Below are 18,872 nucleotides of genomic sequence, written 5' to 3'. Positions count from 1 at the left end.
CGGAGCAGCCCGTCATCTCCACCGCCTGCTGGGCCTTGTTCTGGTCGTCGAAGTCGATGGCCGAATACGGCAGCAACAGCGGCGCCAGCGGCGTGGCGGCCTGGCCCTGCAGGTGCGCGTTGAGCAGCGCCAGTTGGCCCGAAGGGTGGCGCAGCCGCGCCATCACCTCGGCCTGGCTGCGCTCGAAGCCATGCTGGTAACTCTGCCAGGCGCGCTCCTTTTCTTCCTTGAGCAGCACCACGCTGAGCGCCAGGGTGGCCACGGCCAGCAGCAGGAACACCCCGCGCACGAGGATGCGCAGGCGGAATGCGGGCAGGCCCAGGCGGGGCATCTCCAGGCGCGGTATTTCCAGCGCGGGGCGCAGCAGGCGTTTCATGGGCGCTTGCTGCCCGCCGAGGCGGGCAAGCCCACCCACCGGAATCCGCGCATCGGCACGTTCTCGATGCCTTCAAAGCTCGGGTCCACTTCACGCAGCGCCTCCCGGATGGTGCTCACATGCTTGCGCACGTTGTCGCGGTTGCGCCCGCTTTTCACCACCTCGAACAGCTCGTCGTACGAGACCACTTCGCCGCTGCGCTGGTGCAGCGTGGCCAGGATGCGCTGGGCCGTCAACGGCAGGTTGATGCGCTCGCCGCGCCAGGTGGGGCTGCGCTGCCACAGCGGGTCCAGCACCAGGGCGTCGCCCGCGGGAGCAGCCGGCGCTGCGGACACGGGGGTGGCAGTGCGCAGGATGTCCAGGAAGGTCTCGATGAAGTCGGACTCCTCGAACGTGGTTTTCTGCAGGTAGTCCCACGCGTCCAGCGCTTTCATGATGCTGCGGTAGATGGCTGCCGGCATGGCCGACACCACCAGCACGGGCGTGCCCTGGCGGCGCTTGTTGATCGCGTTGATCAGCGCCACGCCTGCATGGCGCTCGCGGCCCAGCTCGATGTCGAGCACCACGGCGTCGTAGTGCTCGCGCGCCAGGGCGGCCTCGGCGTCGTCGCGGGTGAACCACTGGTCGATCACGATGCCGCTGCGGGCGCTGGCAATCCAGCCGGCCAGCTGGTTGCTGGTGGGCAGGTCGTCTTCGATCACGGCGATGCGGGTCATGGCGGAGGGCGGGGCAGTGGGGGTGGGCGGATTATCCCGGCCGCCCAGGACTGGCGGTGTGAGTTTTTCTTCCGGGCACGGAACGTTCGCGCGGCCGGCGTGAGGCGTTTGGGCTGCGCGCCGCGTTGTTGCTTCCGGGGTGGATTCGAACAATCGGTCCCCAATGAGCCTGCCATGGCGGCGGCCCAGAGACCGACAACAACACCGAACCAACCCGAGAGAGAGAAACACCATGAAAGCCACCTGGAACCGCATCGTGCAGACCCTGAAGGGCCGCTCCTCCACCTCTTTGCCCGAGACCGGCGCAGAGCCCGTGATGGATGCTGACCTGCAAAAAGGCACGGCCGCAGTGGACACCGCCCCGGCAGCGCCCCTGAACTGGGCCTACCTCCTGCCCACGGCCCGCACCGTGCGCTGGCTGGCCGCGGGCACCGTGGTGGCGGCAGCGGGCCTGATGGTGTATCGCAACCCGCCGGTGCAGCACCTGGCGCAGGGCGACCTGGGCGTGCGCATGAACCAGTTCACCGGCTCGGTGAGCCTGTGGCGCGATGGCGGCGTGTGGGTGGTGCCGGGTCTGCACACCGTGCGTGTCTTTTCGCTACGCGACCAGAGCTACCGCCCCGAGGCGATGCGCCAGGCCAACGGCAGCGCGCCGCTGCAGTCGGTGGAAGGCCTCTCGCTGGGCCTGGACCTGAGCGTGCGCTACGCCCTCGACCCCAACTCGCCCGCCGTGCGCAGCGGCAACCTGCCCGACAACGTGGGGGCCGACATCGTGGAGCCAGCGGTGCAGGGCCTGGTCTACAAGGTGTTTGCCCGCTACACGGTGCGGGAGATCTTCTCGTCCAAGCGTGCCGAGATTGCGCAGACCATCGAAACCGAACTGCGTGCCCGACTGGCTGCGGACGGCGTGACCTTGCGCAGCGTGCAGATCGGCAAGGTGGACCTGCCCGCCGAATACCGCCGCGGCATGGACAGCCTGCTGGCTGAGGAGCTGGCTTCGGAAAAGATGCGCTACACGCTGGAGCTGAAAGACAAGCGCGTGAAGGAAAACGAGCTGGACGCCACCGCCGAGAAGGTGCGCCGCGAGGTGGCCGCCGAGGCCGCTGCGCGCGAGCAGGTCATTGCCGCCAAGGCCCAGGAAGAAGCCATGAAGCATGTGCTGCCCTTCAAGCAGCGCCAGATCGAGCAGCGCCAGCTGGAGGCCGAGGCCGAGCGCGTGGCCCGCGTGAAGGCCGCCGAAGGTGCCGCCCAAGCCCGCCGCATCGAAGCCGCGGGCGAGGCCGAAGCCCGCCAGAAACTGGCCGAAGCCGAGGCCTACCGCATGGACCGCATCGGCAAGGTGAACGCCGAGCAGATGGCGCGCGAAGGGGCGCTGGTGACCAAGCACCCGCTGCTCATCCAGAAGACGCTGGCCGACAAGCTCTCGGACAAGATCCAGGTCATCATCGCGCCCCCGCCCACCAACGGCGACTTCATTGGCGCCGCACTGCTGGGCGGCCAGCGCAACGCCCAGGCCGGGGGGCAGGCCACGGCTGCAGACGACGCCACCGCAACCACCACGGAGCAATGAACATGAACGCCACCCTCGCAACCCTGGTGGTGGCCGTGGCCAGCGCCGCAGCCACCGTGGCGGCCGACGCCGCTCCCACGTCCCCCACAGGCACCCTGGGCAGTGCCATCGTGGTGCAAGACCAGGCCAGCCTGCGCGCTGCCCCGCGCGATGGCGCCCAGCAGCAGACCGTGTTTTGGCAGGGTGAAGTGCTGGAAGTGCGCGGCGAACGCCTGGACTACCTGCAGGTGTGGGATCACAAGCGCGAACGCGGCGGCTTCATCCGCGCCAGCGAAGTGCGCCGCGTGGCGCTCACCGAGACCGAGGCGCCGGCACTGCTGGCCGTGGTGCGCTTCGTGCAAGACACGCCGGGCGCTGAGGCGCTGGGCATCGGCCTGACGGCCGCCTACCTGCAGGCCGCTCCGGCCCAGACACTGGCGGGCGTGGAGGGCGCGCTGGCCTTCGATGCGCTGGGCACCTTTGCCGACCGGCTGGCGCGCCGCGCCTCGGCTGCCGTGCCCGGCAAGGCCTCGGGCGCCATGCTGTCGGCGCACCTGGACGTGGCAAGCGGCTACGGCGTGCGTTTCGCCACCTACGAGGTCGAAGGCCGCATGCAGGTCTGCTACGAGGGCGAAGCCTTCCGCCGCCTGCTGGCCATGCCCGCGGCCGATGCCGGGCAGCGTGCCCGCGCCGCCCTGGCGCTGACACGCCCCGAATGCCTCAACCCCGACCTGCCTGCGCACGAGCGCGCCAAGGTCACCGCTTGGCAGGCCGACGTGCTGGAGCGCGTGGACGTGACCGGCCTGCCCGGCTACCTGCGCAACCGCGTGCAGATGCGTCGCGCCAGCGTGTGGGGGGCCACGGCCTTCCAGCAGGCGCGCAAGAACGGGGCCGACCCGGCCGTGGCGGCCGCTGCCGCACGCGCGCTGACCGAGTTCTCTGGCGTGAACAAGGCGGAGCTGACGGACGAGGATCAGAGCGCCTACAACGATGCCGCCATGCGCGTGGGGGCCGTGCGCTGGGCCCTGGTGCCTGCAGCACTGCCTGCCACTGCCGCCACCAGCAATCGCCCCGTGGTTCTGACCCAGCCCGGCGCCGCTGGTGAAACCTGCGTGTTGCTCGTGGACGCCCAGCATGGCGCCCAGGTCCCGCTGCTGCGCCGCTGCACCTACGGCGTGGTGTGGACGGCATCGGCCAGCACCAACCGCGAAGGCACGGCCGTGGCGCTGGCCGTGCAGCCGATGGAAGGCTGGCGCGAGCTGTGGGTGCTGCGCAAGAGCGAAGGCGGCTGGGTAGCCGACGTGCTGCCCCCCGCGGCGGCCACACCCGAAACCGGCGTGGCCGAATGGGCCGGGTGGGTGCCCGGCGGCCAGCAGATGCTGGTGGCCCGCGAAGCCCGGGGCCAGGGCCGCTACCGCAAGAGCTTTGAGGTGGTGCGCCTGGACGGGCTGACCACCGAGCGCGTGACGGGCGACATCGCGGCCCTGCCGGTGTTCCAACGCTGGCAGGATCCGGCCTGGAGGCGGCAGACGCTGAGCCTGCGGTGAACGGGGTGGCGAATAATCCGCTGGTCACCATCATCGAGCACAAGGCACACCATGATCATCGTCATCGGCCACGTCGTCGCACGCGAAGACACTCAGGCCCAGGTCCAGCGGCTGGCCGTGGAGCACGTCCTGCGCTCCCGCTCGGAGCCCGGGTGCGTTTCGCACGAAGTCAGCCGCGACGTTCAGCAGGCGCTGCGCTTCGTGTTCGTGGAGCGGTGGAGCGATATGGCCGCACTGCAGGCCCATTTCCGGGTGGACGCCTCGCGCAAGTTTGCACAGGCCATGGCCGAGCTTTGCGACGGCAGCCCGCAGATGGCCATCTACCAGGCCGAAGCCGTTCGCATGGGGTGACGGGGCGGCGGCCGCGCGCCGCCGCTGCCCCGCACACGTTGGGGCCGTAACATTCGCGGCTTCCCCAACTTTTATCGGCCGTTGTGAACTTGATTCCTGTAGACCCGTCCCGCCTGGATGCCGCGATCATCGACCTCGACGGCACCATGGTGGACACCCTGGGCGATTTCAGCGAGGCCCTCAACCGCATGCTGCGGGACCTGGGCCAGCCGCCCATCGATGCGAGTGCCATCGAATCGATGGTGGGCAAGGGCTCGGAGCATCTGCTGCGTTCCGTGCTCAATCACGTGGTGCCGCCCATGGACAAGGCGCAGCGTGCTCTCAAGATTGATGCAATGTATCCCGACGCCTGGGCCAGCTACCAGCGCCACTACCTGGCCATCAATGGCCAGTACGCGGTGGTGTACCCCGGTGTTGCCGAGGGGCTTGCGGCCTTGCGTGCGGCCGGGCTGCGCCTGGCGTGCCTGACCAACAAACCCACCGCATTTGCGCTGCCGTTGCTGGAAGCCAAGGGCCTGAGCGGCTTCTTTTCGCAAGTGTTCGGCGGCGATGCTTTCGAGCGCAAGAAGCCCGACCCGCTGCCCCTCGTCAAGACCTGCGAAGCGCTGGGGACAGCCCCGGCTCGCACGCTGATGGTGGGCGATTCGAGCAACGACGCGCAGGCGGCGCGCGCGGCCGGTTGCCCGGTCGTGCTGGTCACCTACGGCTACAACCACGGGCAGCCTGCGCGGGCCGTGGATGCGGATGGGTGGATGGATTCGTTGGCAGAGTTGCTCCAAAAATAGGAGCTGGTTGCGCTGGTTTTTTCTTGTTTCAGGGTTGGATGGCGCCTGAAATCAAGCGTTGGCAAGCGCCGGAAGCTCTTGTTTTGAGAGCAGTGGCAGACCTGCTGCCTGCACGTGCGGGCCCGGCACCCGGAACACGGCCACGGCTTGTACCAGCTGCCCCGCCTGTGCCTTCAGGCTGTCGGCCGCCGCGGCGCTTTGCTCCACCAGGGCGGCGTTCTGCTGGGTGGCCTGGTCCATCTGGGTGATGGCCTCGCCCACCTGCGAAACGCCCTGGCTCTGCTCGCTGCTGGCGGCGCTGATCTCGCCCATGATGTCGGTCACGCGGCGGATGGAGGCAACCACCTCGCTCATCGTGGCGCCGGCCTTGTCCACCAGGGCGGTGCCGCGCTCCACCCGCTCCACGCTGGTGCCGATCAAGCCCTTGATTTCCTTGGCAGCTTCCGCGCTGCGCCCTGCTAGGCTGCGCACTTCACCGGCCACCACGGCAAACCCCCGTCCCTGCTCGCCTGCGCGCGCGGCCTCCACCGCGGCGTTGAGTGCCAGGATGTTGGTCTGGAACGCAATGCCATCGATGACGCTGATGATGTCGGAGATCTTGCGGCTGCTGTCGTTGATGTCTTTCATGGTTTCGACGACTTCGGCCACCACGTTGCCGCCCTGCTGGGCGACGGTGGACGCGTTCATGGCGAGCTGGTTCGCCATGCGCGCGCTGTCGGCGTTCTGGCGCACCGTCGAGCCCAGCTGCTCCATCGACGCAGCGGTCTGCTGCAGGGCCGATGCCTGCTGTTCCGTGCGGGCTGAGAGGTCGTTGTTGCCCGACGCAATTTCGACGCTGGCCGTAGCCACGCCCTCGGCGTTGTGGCGCACGTTGCCGACGATGGTGGCCAGGCGGGACTGCATGGTGGCCAGTGCTTGCAGCAATTGCCCTGTCTCGTCGCTGCCCCGGGCTTCGATGGGGTGCGTCAGGTCGCCCCCGGCGATGGCCTCTGCCGCCTGCTGGCCACGTTGCACGGGCTGCACGATGGAGCGCGTGACCATGAAGGCCAGCAATGCCCCCAATGCCACGGCAATCAGCGTCCCCACGCCCAGCAACACCTGGCTGGCCCGGGCCAGCGAGCCGGTGTCGGCCTGGCTTTCGGCCAGTTGTGCGGCCATGGCGGTGCGCAGGTCGTCGAGGGACCGGAGATACTTGTCCGCCAGCGGCCGCAGGTCCTTGTCCACCAGCGCGGGCACATTGGGTTCGCCGCCACGGTGCAGCTCACGGATCTCGGCGAGCTTGTCGGTGTAGGCCTTGCTGGCGGCGGCGATGGCGGCCAGTTGCGCGCGGTTCTTGTCGCCCTGCACCAGGCTTTCAATGCGCTGGACCTTGGCTGCGATGCCGCTGGCCGTGGCCTGCGTGTCGGCCGTGAGCTTTTCCATGTAGTCGCGGTCGATGGCCTTGAGGAAGGCCTCGGTGCGCACCCAGTTCAGGCGGATGTCCGACGCCCAGTTTTCCACCAGCGTCTGCTGCTCGATCTCCTGCGTGGCTACGCGCTCGCTGGCGCCATGCAGGCTGGCAATGCGCCACATGCCCGTGGCAGCAAGCAGTGCGGTGATGAGCAGGATGGCGCCGAACGACGCGCCCAGGCGCAGGCCGACGGACAGGTTGCGAAGGTTCATGGTGAGCAGGGCCCGGAGGGCTCGATTAGGGAACGTGGGGTGCCGGGTGCCGGAGCAGACGGCGCATGGCGGAGGGCGGAGGGCGCGGTGGCGCGAAAGGCAGGGTTCATGCCGGGCCTCGCCGCCTGCGGATTGCGCAGTGGAAAAGCCGTGGGTCCGTCAGCGTGGGCGGGGGTGTCCGCCGGCTCAGAGGCTACTCCCGGGTGGGGAGTGCGTCTGTCGGACGCGCGACAGCTGTGGTGGGATGCGAGGTTACGCGGGCTTGCCCAGCAAGGCATCCTTGAGCTTCCAGTCGGCCGGCGAATTGCCCAGCCAGATGCCCAGGAGCGCATTGAAGAATTCGGGCTCCTTGAAGGGCTCGCCCTGCGGCTTGCCCTTGACGGTGATCACCGTGCCCGTCCCCGGAATCCAGTCGATCGTGAACTGGTCGCCCGCTTGCAGCTTCTTGTGGTCCGAGAAGATCTGGCTCATGCGCAGCACACCTGGAATGAGCTTGGAGAACGCCGCACGGTCCATGTTGTCCTCCATGCCACGCGAGAACAGCTTGCCCAGCTCGGTGGAGTCGATCTCGCGCAGCATGGTGATGCTCATGCGCTTGGGGCCTTTGAGGGCCATGATCTCTGCGGGTGTGGCGGCCTTCTTTTCCAGGTACAGGCCTGCGGTGTAGACCTTGAACACGGCCTTGTAGCGAACCCCCGCGCCATTGAGCTGAAGGCTGCTGCCGCTCACGCTGTTCGATTCTTCGTACTTCACGTCGGCCACCGTGATGGGCTGGGCGATGGCACTGGTCGCCAACAGGCAGGCCACCGCCGCTGCGGCACATCGCTGGAGGAAGTTCATGCGCAACTCCTAAAAAAGAACGATCGTTCGTTTCTAATTGTTGCAGCGCTCCCCGGCGGGGCGCAACAGGGTTTTCGAGCGGTTGTGCGATCTCGCGGCGAGACCGGTCATGCCCCTTCTGTGCCGGGTTGCCAAAAAAGCTTTGCTACACTTTGGCCCATGTTCATTCATCACGTGTTCATCACAGGTTGCAGCGACCGGGGAGCCTGGCCCTGGCGTCAGCCTGTCGCCTTGAACGCCTGATGGCACCTGGGCCGACGACGCCCCAGCGTGCACCCGTGGCCTCCTCCCTCTTTCTGCGGAGAGGCCGATTGAATGGACCGCGGCGCCCGTGAACTTCTGAATGACGGACCACGCGCTGCGACAGCTGGGAGCTCTCCCCGTGATCACAGAACTTGAATTCAAAAGCCTGGCCGGCGAAGGCTACAACCGCATTCCGCTCATGGCCGAAGCCTTTGCGGACCTGGAAACCCCGCTCTCGCTGTACCTGAAACTGGCGCACACCAAAGACGGCGGCCGGCACAGCTTCCTGCTCGAATCCGTGGTGGGCGGCGAGCGCTTCGGCCGCTACAGCTTCATCGGGCTGCCCGCGCGCACGCTGCTGCGGGCCAGCGGCTTTGGAGCCCAGGCCAAAACCGAGGTGGTGACGGACGGCCAGGTGGTCGAGACCGCCGAAGGCAATCCGCTCGACTTCATTGCCGAGTACCAAAAGCGTTTCAAGGTGGCCCTGCGCCCCGGCCTGCCGCGCTTTTGCGGTGGACTCGCAGGCTACTTCGGCTACGACGCGGTGCGTTACATCGAGAAAAAGCTGGAGACCACCTGCCCGCCCGACACCCTGGGCTGCCCCGACATCCTGCTGCTGCAGTGTGAAGAGCTGGCTGTCATCGACAACCTCTCGGGCAAGCTGTACCTCATCGTCTACGCCGACCCCGCCGCGCCAGAGGCCTACGCCAAGGGCAAGAAGCGCCTGCGCGAGCTGAAGGACCAGCTCAAGTACTCGGTGAGCGCGCCCGTTGTGAAGCCCACCGAGAGCCACCCCGCCCAGCGCGACTTTGCCAAGGCCGACTACCTGGCTGCCGTGGAGCGCGCCAAGGAACTGATCGCTGCCGGCGACTTCATGCAGGTGCAGGTGGGCCAGCGCATCCACAAGCGCTACACCGAATCGCCCCTGTCGCTGTACCGCGCGCTGCGCTCGCTGAACCCGTCGCCGTACATGTACTTCTACGACTTCGGCGACTTCCACGTGGTGGGCGCCAGCCCTGAAATTCTGGTGCGCCAGGAGAAGACCGAAGAGGGCACCAAGGTCACCATCCGTCCCCTCGCGGGCACCCGCCCGCGCGGCGCCACGCCCGAGAAGGACAAGGCCACGGAGGTGGAACTCATCAACGATCCCAAGGAACGCGCCGAGCACGTGATGCTGATCGACCTGGCACGCAACGACATCGGCCGCATTGCCAAAACCGGCACCGTGAAGGTGACCGAGGCCTTTGCGGTGGAGCGCTACAGCCACGTGATGCACATCGTGAGCAACGTGGAAGGCATCCTCAACGAAGGCATGACCAGCATGGACGTGCTCAAGGCGACCTTCCCGGCGGGCACCCTCACCGGCGCGCCCAAGGTGCACGCGATGGAGCTCATCGACCAGCTGGAGCCCACCAAGCGTGGCCTCTACGGCGGTGCCTGCGGGTATCTCAGCTACGCGGGCGACATGGACGTGGCCATTGCCATCCGCACCGGCATCATCAAGAACGGCACGCTCTATGTGCAGGCGGCTGCGGGAGTGGTGGCGGATTCGGTACCCGAGCTGGAGTGGAAGGAGACCGAGCACAAGGCCCGCGCGCTGCTGCGTGCCGCAGAGCTGGTCGAGGAGGGGCTGGAATGACCCGCGCGATCGAGAAGGTCAAACCCTGCACCACCATGCAGGACGTGCGCTGCGAGGTGAACGCGCTGGACGATGTGCTCGTGCCCCTGCTGGTCGAGCGCGTGGGCTACATGACCCAGGCCGCGCGCATCAAGCAAGGTGTGGAACAGGTGCGCGACGAAGCGCGCATCGAAGCCATCGTGGCCCGCGTGCGCGAGCGCGCCCAGGCCGAAGGCGGCGATGCCGACGTGATGGAAGCCATCTACCGCAGCCTCATGGAAGCCTGCATTGCCTATGAACACCGCGAGTTCGCCCGCCTGCGCGAGCCCGCCACTGCCGGGAGCGCCGCATGACAAAACTCTTGATGGTCGATAACTACGACAGCTTCACCTACAACATCGTCCAGTACTTTGGTGAACTGGGTGCCGAGGTCGAGGTGTTCCGCAACGACGAAATCACCGTGGCCGAGATCGAGGCGCGCCTGGCCGCCGGGCAGCTCGACCGCCTGGTCATCTCGCCCGGCCCGTGCTCGCCCGCCGAGGCCGGTATCTCGGTCGCCGCGATCCAGCACTTTGCGGGCAAGCTGCCCATCCTGGGCGTGTGCTTGGGCCACCAGAGCATCGGTGCGGCGTTCGGCGGCACCATCGTCCGCGCGCAGGAGCTGATGCACGGCAAGACCAGCGTCATCACCACCACACAAAAGGGCGTGTTCGCGGGGTTGCCGGAGAAGTTCACGGTCAACCGCTACCACTCGCTGGCCATCGAGCGCGCCACCTGCCCCGAGGTGCTGGAGGTGACGGCCTGGACGGAGGATGGCGAGATCATGGGCGTGCGCCACAAGACATTGCCGATCGAAGGCGTGCAGTTCCACCCCGAAAGCATCCTCACCGAACACGGCCACGCCATGCTCAAGAACTTTCTGGAGCAGCGTGCATGACGGCCTCTCAGGGCCTGGCCCAGCTCTTTCAGTACAAGCGGTGGGCCAACCAGGAACTGCTGGCGCTGGGCGCGGCATCGCAGGGCGCATTGCCTGCCGACGACTACCGGCTGTTTGTGCGCATCCTGAACCACACCTACGTGGTGGACCGCATCTTTGCCAGCCACCTGCAGGGCCTGCCCCAGACCACCTACCAGGCCACCAACACCGATGCAACGCCGGAGCTGGCCACCCTGAGCGATGCCGTGCGCGCGTCGGACGACTGGTATCTGCAGTACGTGGGTGGGCTGGATGATGCGCAACTGGCCGAGCCGGTGGCGTTCCGCTTCACCGACGGCGACACGGGACGCATGTCGCGCAGCGAGATCCTGAACCACCTCGTCGTGCATGGCACGTACCACCGGGGGGCGGCAGGGCGCATCCTGGCCGCGCATGCGGTGCAGCCCCCGCGCGATTCGCTGACAACCTTCCTGCACCGCCTGGAACCTGACCGACGCTGGTAGACACCCCCATGCCCGAACTTCATCAACTGCTCATGTTCATCGCGGCCGGCTGGCTGCTCAACCTCACGCCCGGGCCCGATGTGCTCTACGTCGTGACCAACGCGCTGCGTTCCGGCACGCGCGCGGGCATCGTGGCGGGCTTGGGCATCACGGCCGGGTGTTTCGTGCACATCTTTGCCGCCGCCGTGGGCGTGGGCGCGCTGCTGGCCACCTCGGCCACGGCATTCACGGTGCTCAAGTGGATCGGCGCGGCTTACCTCATGTGGATGGGCGTGCGCATGCTGCTGTCCAAGCCCGGTGCTGATGGTGGCAACACGGCCGCGCTGGCGGCTGCACAGGCGGCCCCTGCGCCGCACACGCCGCTTCGCAAGGTGTTCCTGGGGGGCTTCTGGACCAATGTGCTCAACCCCAAGGTCGCCATCTTCTTCCTGGCCTTTGTGCCGCAGTTCATCGCGCCGGGCACCGACAACAAGGCGCTGGCCTTTGTGCTGCTGGGCGTGCTGTTCAACGTGAACGCCATTCCCGTCAACGTGGGATGGGCGCTGGCAGCATCATGGATGGCGCGGCGTGCCACGGTGATCCAGCGCGGCATGCATTGGCTGGACCGGGTGGCCGGCGCCATGTTCATCGGCTTCGGACTCAAGCTGGCTTTTACCGATCAACCGGCGGCCTGAACGCCGCTCCAGGAGACACCGTCATGCCCATCACCCCCCAGGAAGCGCTGCAGCGCACCATCGAGCACCGCGAAATCTTCCACGATGAGATGCTGCACCTGATGCGCCTCATCATGAATGGCGAGCTGTCGCCCGTCATGACCGCAGCCATCATTACCGGCTTGCGCGTGAAGAAGGAAACCATCGGCGAGATCACCGCCGCCGCGCAGGTGATGCGCGAGTTCAGCACCAAGGTGCACGTCAAGGACGCGACCCACATGGTGGACATCGTGGGCACGGGCGGCGATGGTGCCAACACCTTCAACATCTCCACCTGCTCTATGTTTGTGGCCGCCGCCGCAGGCGCCAAGGTCAGCAAACACGGCGGGCGCGGCGTGTCGAGCAAGAGCGGCAGCGCCGATGTGATGGAAGCCCTGGGCATCCACATCAACCTCAAGCCCGAGCAGATCGCCCAGTGCATTGCCGACGTGGGCATCGGTTTCATGTTCGCGCCCAACCACCATCCGGCCATGAAGAACGTGGCACCCGTGCGCAAGGAGCTGGGCGTGCGCACCATCTTCAACATCCTGGGCCCGCTGACCAACCCGGCCGGAGCACCCAACATCCTCATGGGGGTGTTCCACCCCGACCTCGTTGGTATTCAGGTGCGCGCGCTGCAGCGCCTGGGCGCCGAGCACGCGCTGGTGGTGTACGGCCGTGATGGCATGGACGAAGTCAGCCTGGGCGCTGCCACTTTGGTGGGGGAGTTGAAAAACGGCCAGATCACCGAGTACGAAATCCACCCCGAGGACTTCGGCCTGCCGATGGCGAGCAACCGCGCGCTCAAGGTCGAAACGCCTGAGCAGTCGCGCGAGATGCTGATCGGCGTGCTCAAGGGTGAGCCTGGCGCCGCGCAAGACATCGTGTGCCTGAACGCCGGTGTGGCACTGTATGCCGCCAATGTGGTCGATTCGGTGCCTGCGGGCTTGGCCAAGGCCCGTGCCGCGATTGCGTCGGGCGCCGCGCTGGCCAAGCTGGAGCAGGTGGTGAGCCGTACGCACGCGCTGGCGCTGAACTGATCCGAAGTGCCGCGCCGCCATCACGAGTAGCGATCTCGTATGCCGATCCACCCGTTGAGGTCCTTGAAGGTTGACCATCGGCCGTTGCATGGCGTGACGGAACTCGCACTCGCACTCGCTCTGGCCTTGCCGCAGACGCACCGCCTGCTGCTGCCTGATCAACTTAGCAAGCCAGCGAGTCCGTGGGTGACCACGGTGACCGTGGTTGTCATTGCACTCGTTCTCGGGGTGCGACTGCTTGTGATGCCCGAATTCCAGGATCCCCCTGTCAAGTGGATCGTGATCGCGGGGACTGGCTTGCTTGCTGGTGCCGCCATGTGGTGGATGGAGCGAGAGCGCCTCAGTCCTGCCGGTGGCTGGCTGGTCGATTTTGCGCAAGGCCGCCTCATGCCTGTGCGCCAGACGGCCAAGGAGGCCATAGCGATCGAACCCAACGAATACAGCCTAGGCTGCTATGCAACAGGTGGATCTAGCACCGCGACGACATTTGCGCTGGAGCTGCGCCATGTACGGCGAGGCCCGGTGGCCCAGTTGTCCTCAGTTCCTTTGCCAGGATCCGGTAGCACGTTCGAGCGAGAGCGCGAGCAGCTTGATCTTTGCGTTGATCTGCTGGCGCAGCGCCTTCGTATCCGCCGCTCCGGCGAACCACTGGTAAAGACGGGACGGCGCGGTGCGGCTTCCTGACGACAATCCCTACTCTTCTTATTGAATCTCCATGTCCGACATCCTTAACAAAATCGTCGCCGTCAAGCACGAAGAAGTAGCGGCAGCCAAAAAGCGTCTGTCCTTTGAAGCCATGCGCGCCGACGCCGAGAGCCGCGTGCTCACGCGCGACTTCGAAGGCGCGCTGCGCGCCAAGATCGCCAAGGGCCAGGCGGCGGTGATTGCCGAGATCAAGAAGGCCAGCCCCAGCAAGGGGGTGCTGCGCGCCGACTTCGAGCCCGCCGACATCGCCCAGAGCTACATGGAAGGCGATGGCAAGGTGAGCGCGGCCTGCCTGTCGGTGCTGACCGACCGGCAGTTCTTCCAGGGCCAGCCCGACTACCTGAAGCAGGCCCGCGCCAGCACCCTGCTGCCCGTTCTGCGCAAGGACTTCATGGTGGATGCGTACCAGATCTACGAATCGCGAGCCATGGGCGCCGATGCCATCCTGCTGATCGCTGCCTGCCTGGATGACGCGCAGATGGCCGACTTCGAGGCCATTGCGCGCAGCCTGGACATGGCCGTACTGGTGGAGGTGCACGACCGGCCCGAACTGGAGCGGGCGCTCAAGCTCAAAACCCCGCTGGTCGGCATCAACAACCGCAACCTGCGCACGTTCGAAGTCACGCTGGACACGACGCTCTCCATGTTGAAAGACGTGCCGCAGGACCGGCTGCTGGTCACCGAGTCGGGCATTCTCAAACCTGCCGATGTGAAGACGATGCGCGACGCGGGGGTGCACGCCTTCTTGGTGGGTGAAGCCTTCATGCGCGCCGATGACCCGGGCCTGGCCCTGGCCAAGCTCTTCGCTGCTTGATCTGGTTGCTATTAAATATGTAGCTTCTTGCGCTTGATGTTCAAGCGCTGGAGCCTGTTTTGACCATGAATTCAGATTCGCAGGCTGCGACGCAGCTCCAGAGTGCTAACCCGGCGGACTGGCCCGTGGCGCCCGGCTGGCAGCCGTTGATCGATGCGTTCTTTGCGGGTGAACGGGGGCAGGCCCTGCTCGCGTTCCTGCAGGCGCGGCTGCAGGCGGGGGCCGTGATCTTCCCCCCGCAGCCGCTGCGGGCGCTGAGCCTCACGCCGCCCGATCAGCTGCGCGTGGTCATCCTGGGCCAGGACCCTTACCACGGCCGGGGCCAGGCCGAGGGGCTGGCCTTCTCGGTGGCGCCGGGCGTGCGCCTGCCGCCGTCGCTGCAGAACATCTTCAAGGAAATGCAGCGCGACCTGGGCACGCCGTTTCCGCCGTTCCCCGAGCCCGGCGGAAGCCTGGTGAAGTGGGCCCGCAATGGCGTGCTGTTGCTCAACACCTGCCTCACGGTGGAAGAGGGTCTGCCGGCCAGCCATGCGGGCAAAGGCTGGGAGCAGCTCACCGATGCCGTGATCCGCCACGTGGCCGAAGGCCCGCGGCCGGTGGTGTTCATGCTATGGGGCTCGCATGCGCAGAGCAAGCGGGCCTTCATTCCGTCAGATCGCGGACACCTGGTGCTCACATCCAACCACCCCTCACCCCTGTCGGCGCTGCGCCCCCCAGTGCCCTTCATCGGCAACGGGCACTTTGGCAAGGCGCGCGCGTTTCGCGAGCAGCACCAGGGCTGAGAATCTTTTGTCCGAACCCGCCCTGCACGCCAAAACACTCCGGACGCCGCAAGCAAATGCTAGCCACAGCCCGGGCTATGGCGGTGCTTTTCGCCTAGATCCGAAGCGTTTTCGCGCGCCTTTCGGGCTCGGCCAAAAAACTCTCAGCCGCTGATACCTTGGCCGGGCGCCGCGCGGGTGGTGCCTGCGGGCGGCGTCTTCAACCAGGGGCGCAGGCGGGGAACCGCTGCTTCAGCTCCTCGGGCGGCATCGTCTCCGCCAGGTCCAGGTTGCGCACGATAGGGATGTATTCGCCGGGGTCCGCAAAGCGCAGAAGGGTGGTCACCGTGCGCTGCTGCAGACCCGGCTTCTCGCAGCCCGCCAGTTCCAGCCCCAGGCTCAATTCACGTTGGCCTGCATCGTCTGGCGTTTTTTTCCAGCCCAGCGCGGTGGTGCGCAGTGCATGCAGCCGGGGCAGGGCGGCAGGGTCGATGCGCCAGACTTGCACCACCGTCCGGGGGGACTCGTAGTCCACCAGCGCGCTGCGTTCGGCGGTGGTGCGCAACTCCTGCAGGGGCAGTTTTTCCGCCAGCGTCTCGGTGGTGGTGCCGCCGCCCGGTCGTCGCACCTTGCGTGATACGGACACCGAGAGCATCAGCGACTGGCCCTGGACGAGCAGCGCCGGGCTGTGCACCACCGCTGCGCGCAGGGCGGCCGGGTCCAGGGTTTCGAGCTGGAGATTGCGCAGCTTCCACAGCGAAGACACGGGAATGCTGCCGCATGCGGCGAGCAGTGCGGCGCACAGCGCAGCGGCCCATCCAGTGGCCCGCCAGCGCATGGAACGGCTGGCGGAGCACCGGTGACCTGGGGTGGCAGGCAAAATTGGCATCGGAGTAAAACAATAAAAGTTTCTCGTAAAGCAGTATATTATTATTGTTTTACAGAAAATTATTGCGGACCCATTCATGACCCAGAACGCGTTCCATGCTCCGCCCTCGCCCGTGCAGAGCCCGTCGTTCCAGCGCCTCGCCTGGATGTTGCTGTTGGCCAGTTGGGGTTGCGCCCTGGGTACGCTGGCCCTTTCGCTGGCGCGATGGGCCGCCATCGGCCACGCCGACGGCTGGGGTGCTTGGATGCCCGTGGGGCTCGTGCCAGCGCAGGCGCAACTGGTGGGGCTCACGCCGCCCCAGTCGATGGAGACGCAGTGGCGCTGGGTGGGCGTGCTGCTGGAGTGCATTCCCGCAGCGGCCATGTTCTACACGGTGCTGTGCGTGCACCGCATCTGCCGTGCCTTCCTGGCGGGAGAAGTGTTCGGTTCAGCGGTCGTGCGGGGCTTCCGGGGCGTGGGCTGGGGTTTTCTGGCGATGTTCGTGACTTCGCTGCTGTACCAGATGGGCGTGACGGCGCTGCTGTCGTGGCTGGCCTCCGGGCAGAACGGCGGGTTGATCGCCCTGGGCGTGGGTTCGTTCGAGGTCAGTACGCTGGTCGTGGGCCTCATGATGCTGCTGCTGGCCCATGTGCTGGCCGAGGGCTCGCGCCTGCAGGCCGAAGCCGATGCATTCGTCTGAGTAGGGACGTCACGTCACATGCCCATCGTTGTCACCCTGGATGAAATGCTGGTGCGCCGCAAGGTGAAGTCGCGCGATCTGGCAGCCCATGTGGGCATCACCGAAGCCAATCTCTCCCTGCTCAAGAGCGGCAAGGTCAAGGGCGTGCGTTTCGAAACGCTGTCGGCCATCTGCGACTACCTGCAGTGCCAGCCGGGCGACCTGCTGGCCTGGGTGCCGCAGGAGGGGGAGGAGCCGGCCAGCGAGATCGGGGCGTGAGCCGTTGCGGTTCGATCTGCGGGGCCGTTCAAGCCGCTGGCGCCTGGGCTTGGCCGTCGCGCTGTCCTTGCTCCTGCATGCGGCGCTGATCACCGTGGGCGTAAAGATAGGGGGGCGCCTGCCGTGCATGCCCCCGCCCGTCGAGAAGGCGATGCAGTGGGTGGAGGTCGTGCCGGAGGCTCCTGCGCGGGCACCGGAGCGACCGACCACCCCGACGCCGCTCCGTGCTGCAGCGCCACGCGCGGCCCTGGCGGAACGGACTGCCCCGGCGATCGCCGTGCAGGCGCCCAGCGGAGTCACGGAGGCGGCGCCGAGCGGGGCCGCGGAACACAGCGCGACACCCCTGCCCGGCGTGGCGGCGCAACCCCGGCCTGGCGCCTCGAGCCCGCAGCCCACGCCAGTACCCTGGGACTCCGAAGGCATCGCCCGGGTCCTGCAGCGGGAGCGCACCTGGCAGCGGCGCCACGGCACCCCCGCAGCAGAGGCCCTGGTGCCGCAGCGCGAGGCGCCGGTATCTGGCGTGCGCCTGGGGGAGGGCGTCTCGGTGCACGAGTCAGTGGGCGGTGACGGCAGCCGTGTCTCCCGCGTCCAGGGGCCTGCCGGCGCGTATTGCGTGCGTGTGCCGTCGGCCAACCGCCTGCCCGAAATCGGTGCCGGTCCTCGGCTGGCGCCGGTGACCAATTGCCCGTGATGCGGCGCGCCAGCCTGGTCAACGCGTAGTGCTGCGCTCCAGCAGCATGGCGTCGCCATAGCTGAAGAAGCGGTACTGCTGCGCAATCGCGTGGCGGTACAGGCCCATGGCGTGCGCATAGCCTGCAAAGGCGCTCACCAGCATCATCAAGGTGCTCTTGGGAAGATGGAAATTCGTGATCAGCAGATCCACCACCTGGAAGGCGAAGCCCGGCGTGATGAAGATGTTGGTGTCGCCCGTGGCTTGGCCCGAACGTGCCCAGGATTCGAGTGTGCGCACGGTGGTCGTGCCCACGGCCACCACGCGCCCACCGCGCTGGCGGCAGCGTTCCAGGGCGGCCAGGGTGGCCAGCGGCACTTCGTACCACTCGCTGTGCATCTGGTGCTCGGCCAGGTTCTCGGTCTTCACAGGCTGGAAAGTGCCAGCGCCCACATGCAGCGTGACACTGGCGCGCTCGATGCCGCGCGCGGCCAGGTCGGCCAGCACGCCGTCGTCAAAGTGCAGCGCGGCGGTGGGGGCGGCCACGGCGCCAGGGGCGCGCGCAAACACGGTCTGGTAGCGCTCGCTGTCTTCGGCCGCGTCGGGGTCGTGGTCGGCGTTCTGCTGGCGTTCGATGTAGGGCGGCAGCGGCAGGTGGCCGTGGCGCTCCATCAGCTCCCACGGCGATTCGCCCGCCGGGCCGTGCAGCGCAAAGCGGAACAGAGGGCCGTCTTCCGTAGGCCAGCGCGAGAGCAACGTGGCGTCGAACCCGCCCGCGTGGCGCCCGCCGGCCATGTGCACCGTGCTGCCAGGCAGGGGTTTCTTGCTGACCTTCATGTGGGCCACGACTTCATTGCCGGGATTGCCAGCCTCTGCCGGCAAGACACGCTCGATCAGCAGCTCCAGCTTGCCGCCGCTGGCCTTCTCGCCAAAGATGCGCGCCTTGACCACGCGGGTGTCGTTGAACACCAGCAGGTCGCCTTCACGCAGCAGCCCGGGCAGGTCGCGGAAGATGCGGTCCACGGGCTCGATGGCGCGGCCATCCAGCAGGCGTGAGGCGCTGCGTTCGGCGGCGGGGTGCTGGGCGATGAGTTCGGGGGGCAGCGAAAAATCGAAATCGCTGAGGGTGAATGCCCGCGTGGAATGTGGTGCGGGGACGGCGCCGGGCGCGCCGTGGGACAGATCGGTCATGGGTGCTTGAGGGCCGAACGGGCCCGTGCCAAGTTGAAAAAGAAGC

21 protein-coding genes and 1 pseudogene are annotated in these 18,872 nt (G+C 67.1%); 16 read left to right on the top strand and 6 right to left on the bottom strand.

What is annotated here, in order from left to right:
* Positions 1-376: pseudogene (locus tag MRY84_RS14555) on the bottom strand (sensor histidine kinase); the annotation flags it as partial.
* On the bottom strand, positions 373-1,092 hold the full coding sequence (locus tag MRY84_RS14550; protein ID WP_291506419.1) for a response regulator: 720 nt from the start codon (positions 1,090-1,092) through the stop codon (positions 373-375). The gene MRY84_RS14550 and the pseudogene MRY84_RS14555, both read right to left, overlap by 4 nt.
* Positions 1,093-1,324: 232 nt before the next feature.
* On the opposite strand from MRY84_RS14550, the gene MRY84_RS14545 reads away from it, so the two are divergent.
* The 4 genes from MRY84_RS14545 (at position 1,325) to gph (ending at position 5,324) form a co-directional block, all read left to right on the top strand.
* A complete protein-coding gene (locus tag MRY84_RS14545; protein WP_291506418.1) occupies positions 1,325-2,662 on the top strand; it encodes an SPFH domain-containing protein in 1,338 nt (445 codons plus the stop codon).
* A 2-nt stretch (positions 2,663-2,664) separates the two neighbouring features.
* Positions 2,665-4,188 (top strand): hypothetical protein, encoded by a 1,524-nt coding sequence (locus MRY84_RS14540; RefSeq protein ID WP_291506417.1) that lies wholly within the window; start codon positions 2,665-2,667, stop codon positions 4,186-4,188.
* Positions 4,189-4,239: 51 nt separating this feature from the next.
* Positions 4,240-4,539, top strand: coding sequence for a putative quinol monooxygenase (locus MRY84_RS14535; protein ID WP_291506416.1), 300 nt, complete (start codon positions 4,240-4,242; stop codon positions 4,537-4,539).
* 83 nt (positions 4,540-4,622) lie between these two features.
* Complete coding sequence (gene gph, locus MRY84_RS14530) at positions 4,623-5,324, top strand: phosphoglycolate phosphatase (protein WP_291506415.1); 702 nt, start codon at positions 4,623-4,625, stop codon at positions 5,322-5,324.
* A 51-nt stretch (positions 5,325-5,375) separates the two neighbouring features.
* On the opposite strand, the gene MRY84_RS14525 is transcribed toward gph, so the two are convergent.
* Both MRY84_RS14525 and MRY84_RS14520 read right to left on the bottom strand, forming a co-directional pair.
* Entirely contained in the window at positions 5,376-6,986 is a 1,611-nt protein-coding gene (locus MRY84_RS14525) for a methyl-accepting chemotaxis protein (RefSeq protein ID WP_291506414.1), read from the bottom strand.
* A 252-nt stretch (positions 6,987-7,238) separates the two neighbouring features.
* Positions 7,239-7,826: a chalcone isomerase family protein gene (locus MRY84_RS14520; protein WP_291506413.1), complete on the bottom strand. Its 588-nt coding sequence runs from the start codon at positions 7,824-7,826 to the stop codon at positions 7,239-7,241.
* 382 nt (positions 7,827-8,208) lie between these two features.
* Here MRY84_RS14520 and trpE point away from each other — a divergent pair, with 382 nt between their 5' ends.
* The 9 genes from trpE to MRY84_RS14475 all read left to right on the top strand — a co-directional run bounded on the left by trpE (position 8,209) and on the right by MRY84_RS14475 (position 15,160).
* Entirely contained in the window at positions 8,209-9,708 is a 1,500-nt protein-coding gene (trpE, locus tag MRY84_RS14515) for an anthranilate synthase component I (RefSeq protein ID WP_291506412.1), read from the top strand.
* The gene (locus MRY84_RS14510) at positions 9,705-10,040 is read left to right on the top strand and encodes a chorismate mutase (protein ID WP_291506411.1); all 336 of its coding nucleotides are present in this window, start codon (positions 9,705-9,707) and stop codon (positions 10,038-10,040) included. Before trpE ends, MRY84_RS14510 begins: the two co-directional genes overlap by 4 nt.
* Positions 10,037-10,624 (top strand): aminodeoxychorismate/anthranilate synthase component II, encoded by a 588-nt coding sequence (locus tag MRY84_RS14505; RefSeq protein WP_291506410.1) that lies wholly within the window; start codon positions 10,037-10,039, stop codon positions 10,622-10,624. The genes MRY84_RS14510 and MRY84_RS14505 overlap by 4 nt, the downstream gene beginning before the upstream one ends.
* Positions 10,621-11,127 carry a DinB family protein gene (locus MRY84_RS14500; RefSeq protein ID WP_291506409.1) on the top strand — a complete coding sequence of 169 codons (507 nt, stop codon included), beginning with the start codon at positions 10,621-10,623 and terminating at the stop codon, positions 11,125-11,127. The genes MRY84_RS14505 and MRY84_RS14500 overlap by 4 nt, the downstream gene beginning before the upstream one ends.
* A gap of 8 nt (positions 11,128-11,135) precedes the next feature.
* Positions 11,136-11,801: a LysE family translocator gene (locus MRY84_RS14495; RefSeq protein WP_291506408.1), complete on the top strand. Its 666-nt coding sequence runs from the start codon at positions 11,136-11,138 to the stop codon at positions 11,799-11,801.
* Between the two features lie 23 nt (positions 11,802-11,824).
* Positions 11,825-12,859: an anthranilate phosphoribosyltransferase gene (gene trpD / locus MRY84_RS14490; protein WP_291506407.1), complete on the top strand. Its 1,035-nt coding sequence runs from the start codon at positions 11,825-11,827 to the stop codon at positions 12,857-12,859.
* Between the two features lie 39 nt (positions 12,860-12,898).
* A complete protein-coding gene (locus MRY84_RS14485) occupies positions 12,899-13,543 on the top strand; it encodes a hypothetical protein (protein WP_291506406.1) in 645 nt (214 codons plus the stop codon).
* 31 nt (positions 13,544-13,574) lie between these two features.
* A complete protein-coding gene (trpC, locus tag MRY84_RS14480) occupies positions 13,575-14,378 on the top strand; it encodes an indole-3-glycerol phosphate synthase TrpC (protein WP_291506405.1) in 804 nt (267 codons plus the stop codon).
* Positions 14,379-14,443: 65 nt separating this feature from the next.
* Entirely contained in the window at positions 14,444-15,160 is a 717-nt protein-coding gene (locus MRY84_RS14475; RefSeq protein ID WP_291506404.1) for a uracil-DNA glycosylase, read from the top strand.
* A gap of 199 nt (positions 15,161-15,359) precedes the next feature.
* Here MRY84_RS14475 and MRY84_RS14470 read toward each other — a convergent pair whose 3' ends face one another.
* Positions 15,360-15,977 carry a hypothetical protein gene (locus MRY84_RS14470; protein WP_291506403.1) on the bottom strand — a complete coding sequence of 206 codons (618 nt, stop codon included), beginning with the start codon at positions 15,975-15,977 and terminating at the stop codon, positions 15,360-15,362.
* Positions 15,978-16,104: 127 nt separating this feature from the next.
* Between MRY84_RS14470 and MRY84_RS14465 the strand changes: the two genes are divergently transcribed.
* The 3 genes from MRY84_RS14465 to MRY84_RS14455 all read left to right on the top strand — a co-directional run bounded on the left by MRY84_RS14465 (position 16,105) and on the right by MRY84_RS14455 (position 17,656).
* Entirely contained in the window at positions 16,105-16,707 is a 603-nt protein-coding gene (locus tag MRY84_RS14465) for a DUF2975 domain-containing protein (protein ID WP_291506402.1), read from the top strand.
* An 18-nt stretch (positions 16,708-16,725) separates the two neighbouring features.
* Positions 16,726-16,965, top strand: a complete 240-nt coding sequence (locus MRY84_RS14460) for a helix-turn-helix transcriptional regulator (protein ID WP_291506401.1) — start codon at positions 16,726-16,728, stop codon at positions 16,963-16,965.
* Between the two features lie 127 nt (positions 16,966-17,092).
* On the top strand, positions 17,093-17,656 hold the full coding sequence (locus MRY84_RS14455) for a hypothetical protein (RefSeq protein ID WP_291506400.1): 564 nt from the start codon (positions 17,093-17,095) through the stop codon (positions 17,654-17,656).
* 18 nt (positions 17,657-17,674) lie between these two features.
* Here the strand turns inward: MRY84_RS14455 and queA are convergent, their stop codons facing one another.
* The gene (queA, locus tag MRY84_RS14450) at positions 17,675-18,826 is read right to left on the bottom strand and encodes a tRNA preQ1(34) S-adenosylmethionine ribosyltransferase-isomerase QueA (protein WP_291506399.1); all 1,152 of its coding nucleotides are present in this window, start codon (positions 18,824-18,826) and stop codon (positions 17,675-17,677) included.
* Positions 18,827-18,872 lie beyond the last annotated feature (46 nt).

This window comes from Acidovorax sp. (assembly GCF_022763525.1).
Lineage (GTDB): Bacteria > Pseudomonadota > Gammaproteobacteria > Burkholderiales > Burkholderiaceae_C > Acidovorax.
This window is presented reverse-complemented; position numbering and strand designations above follow the sequence as displayed.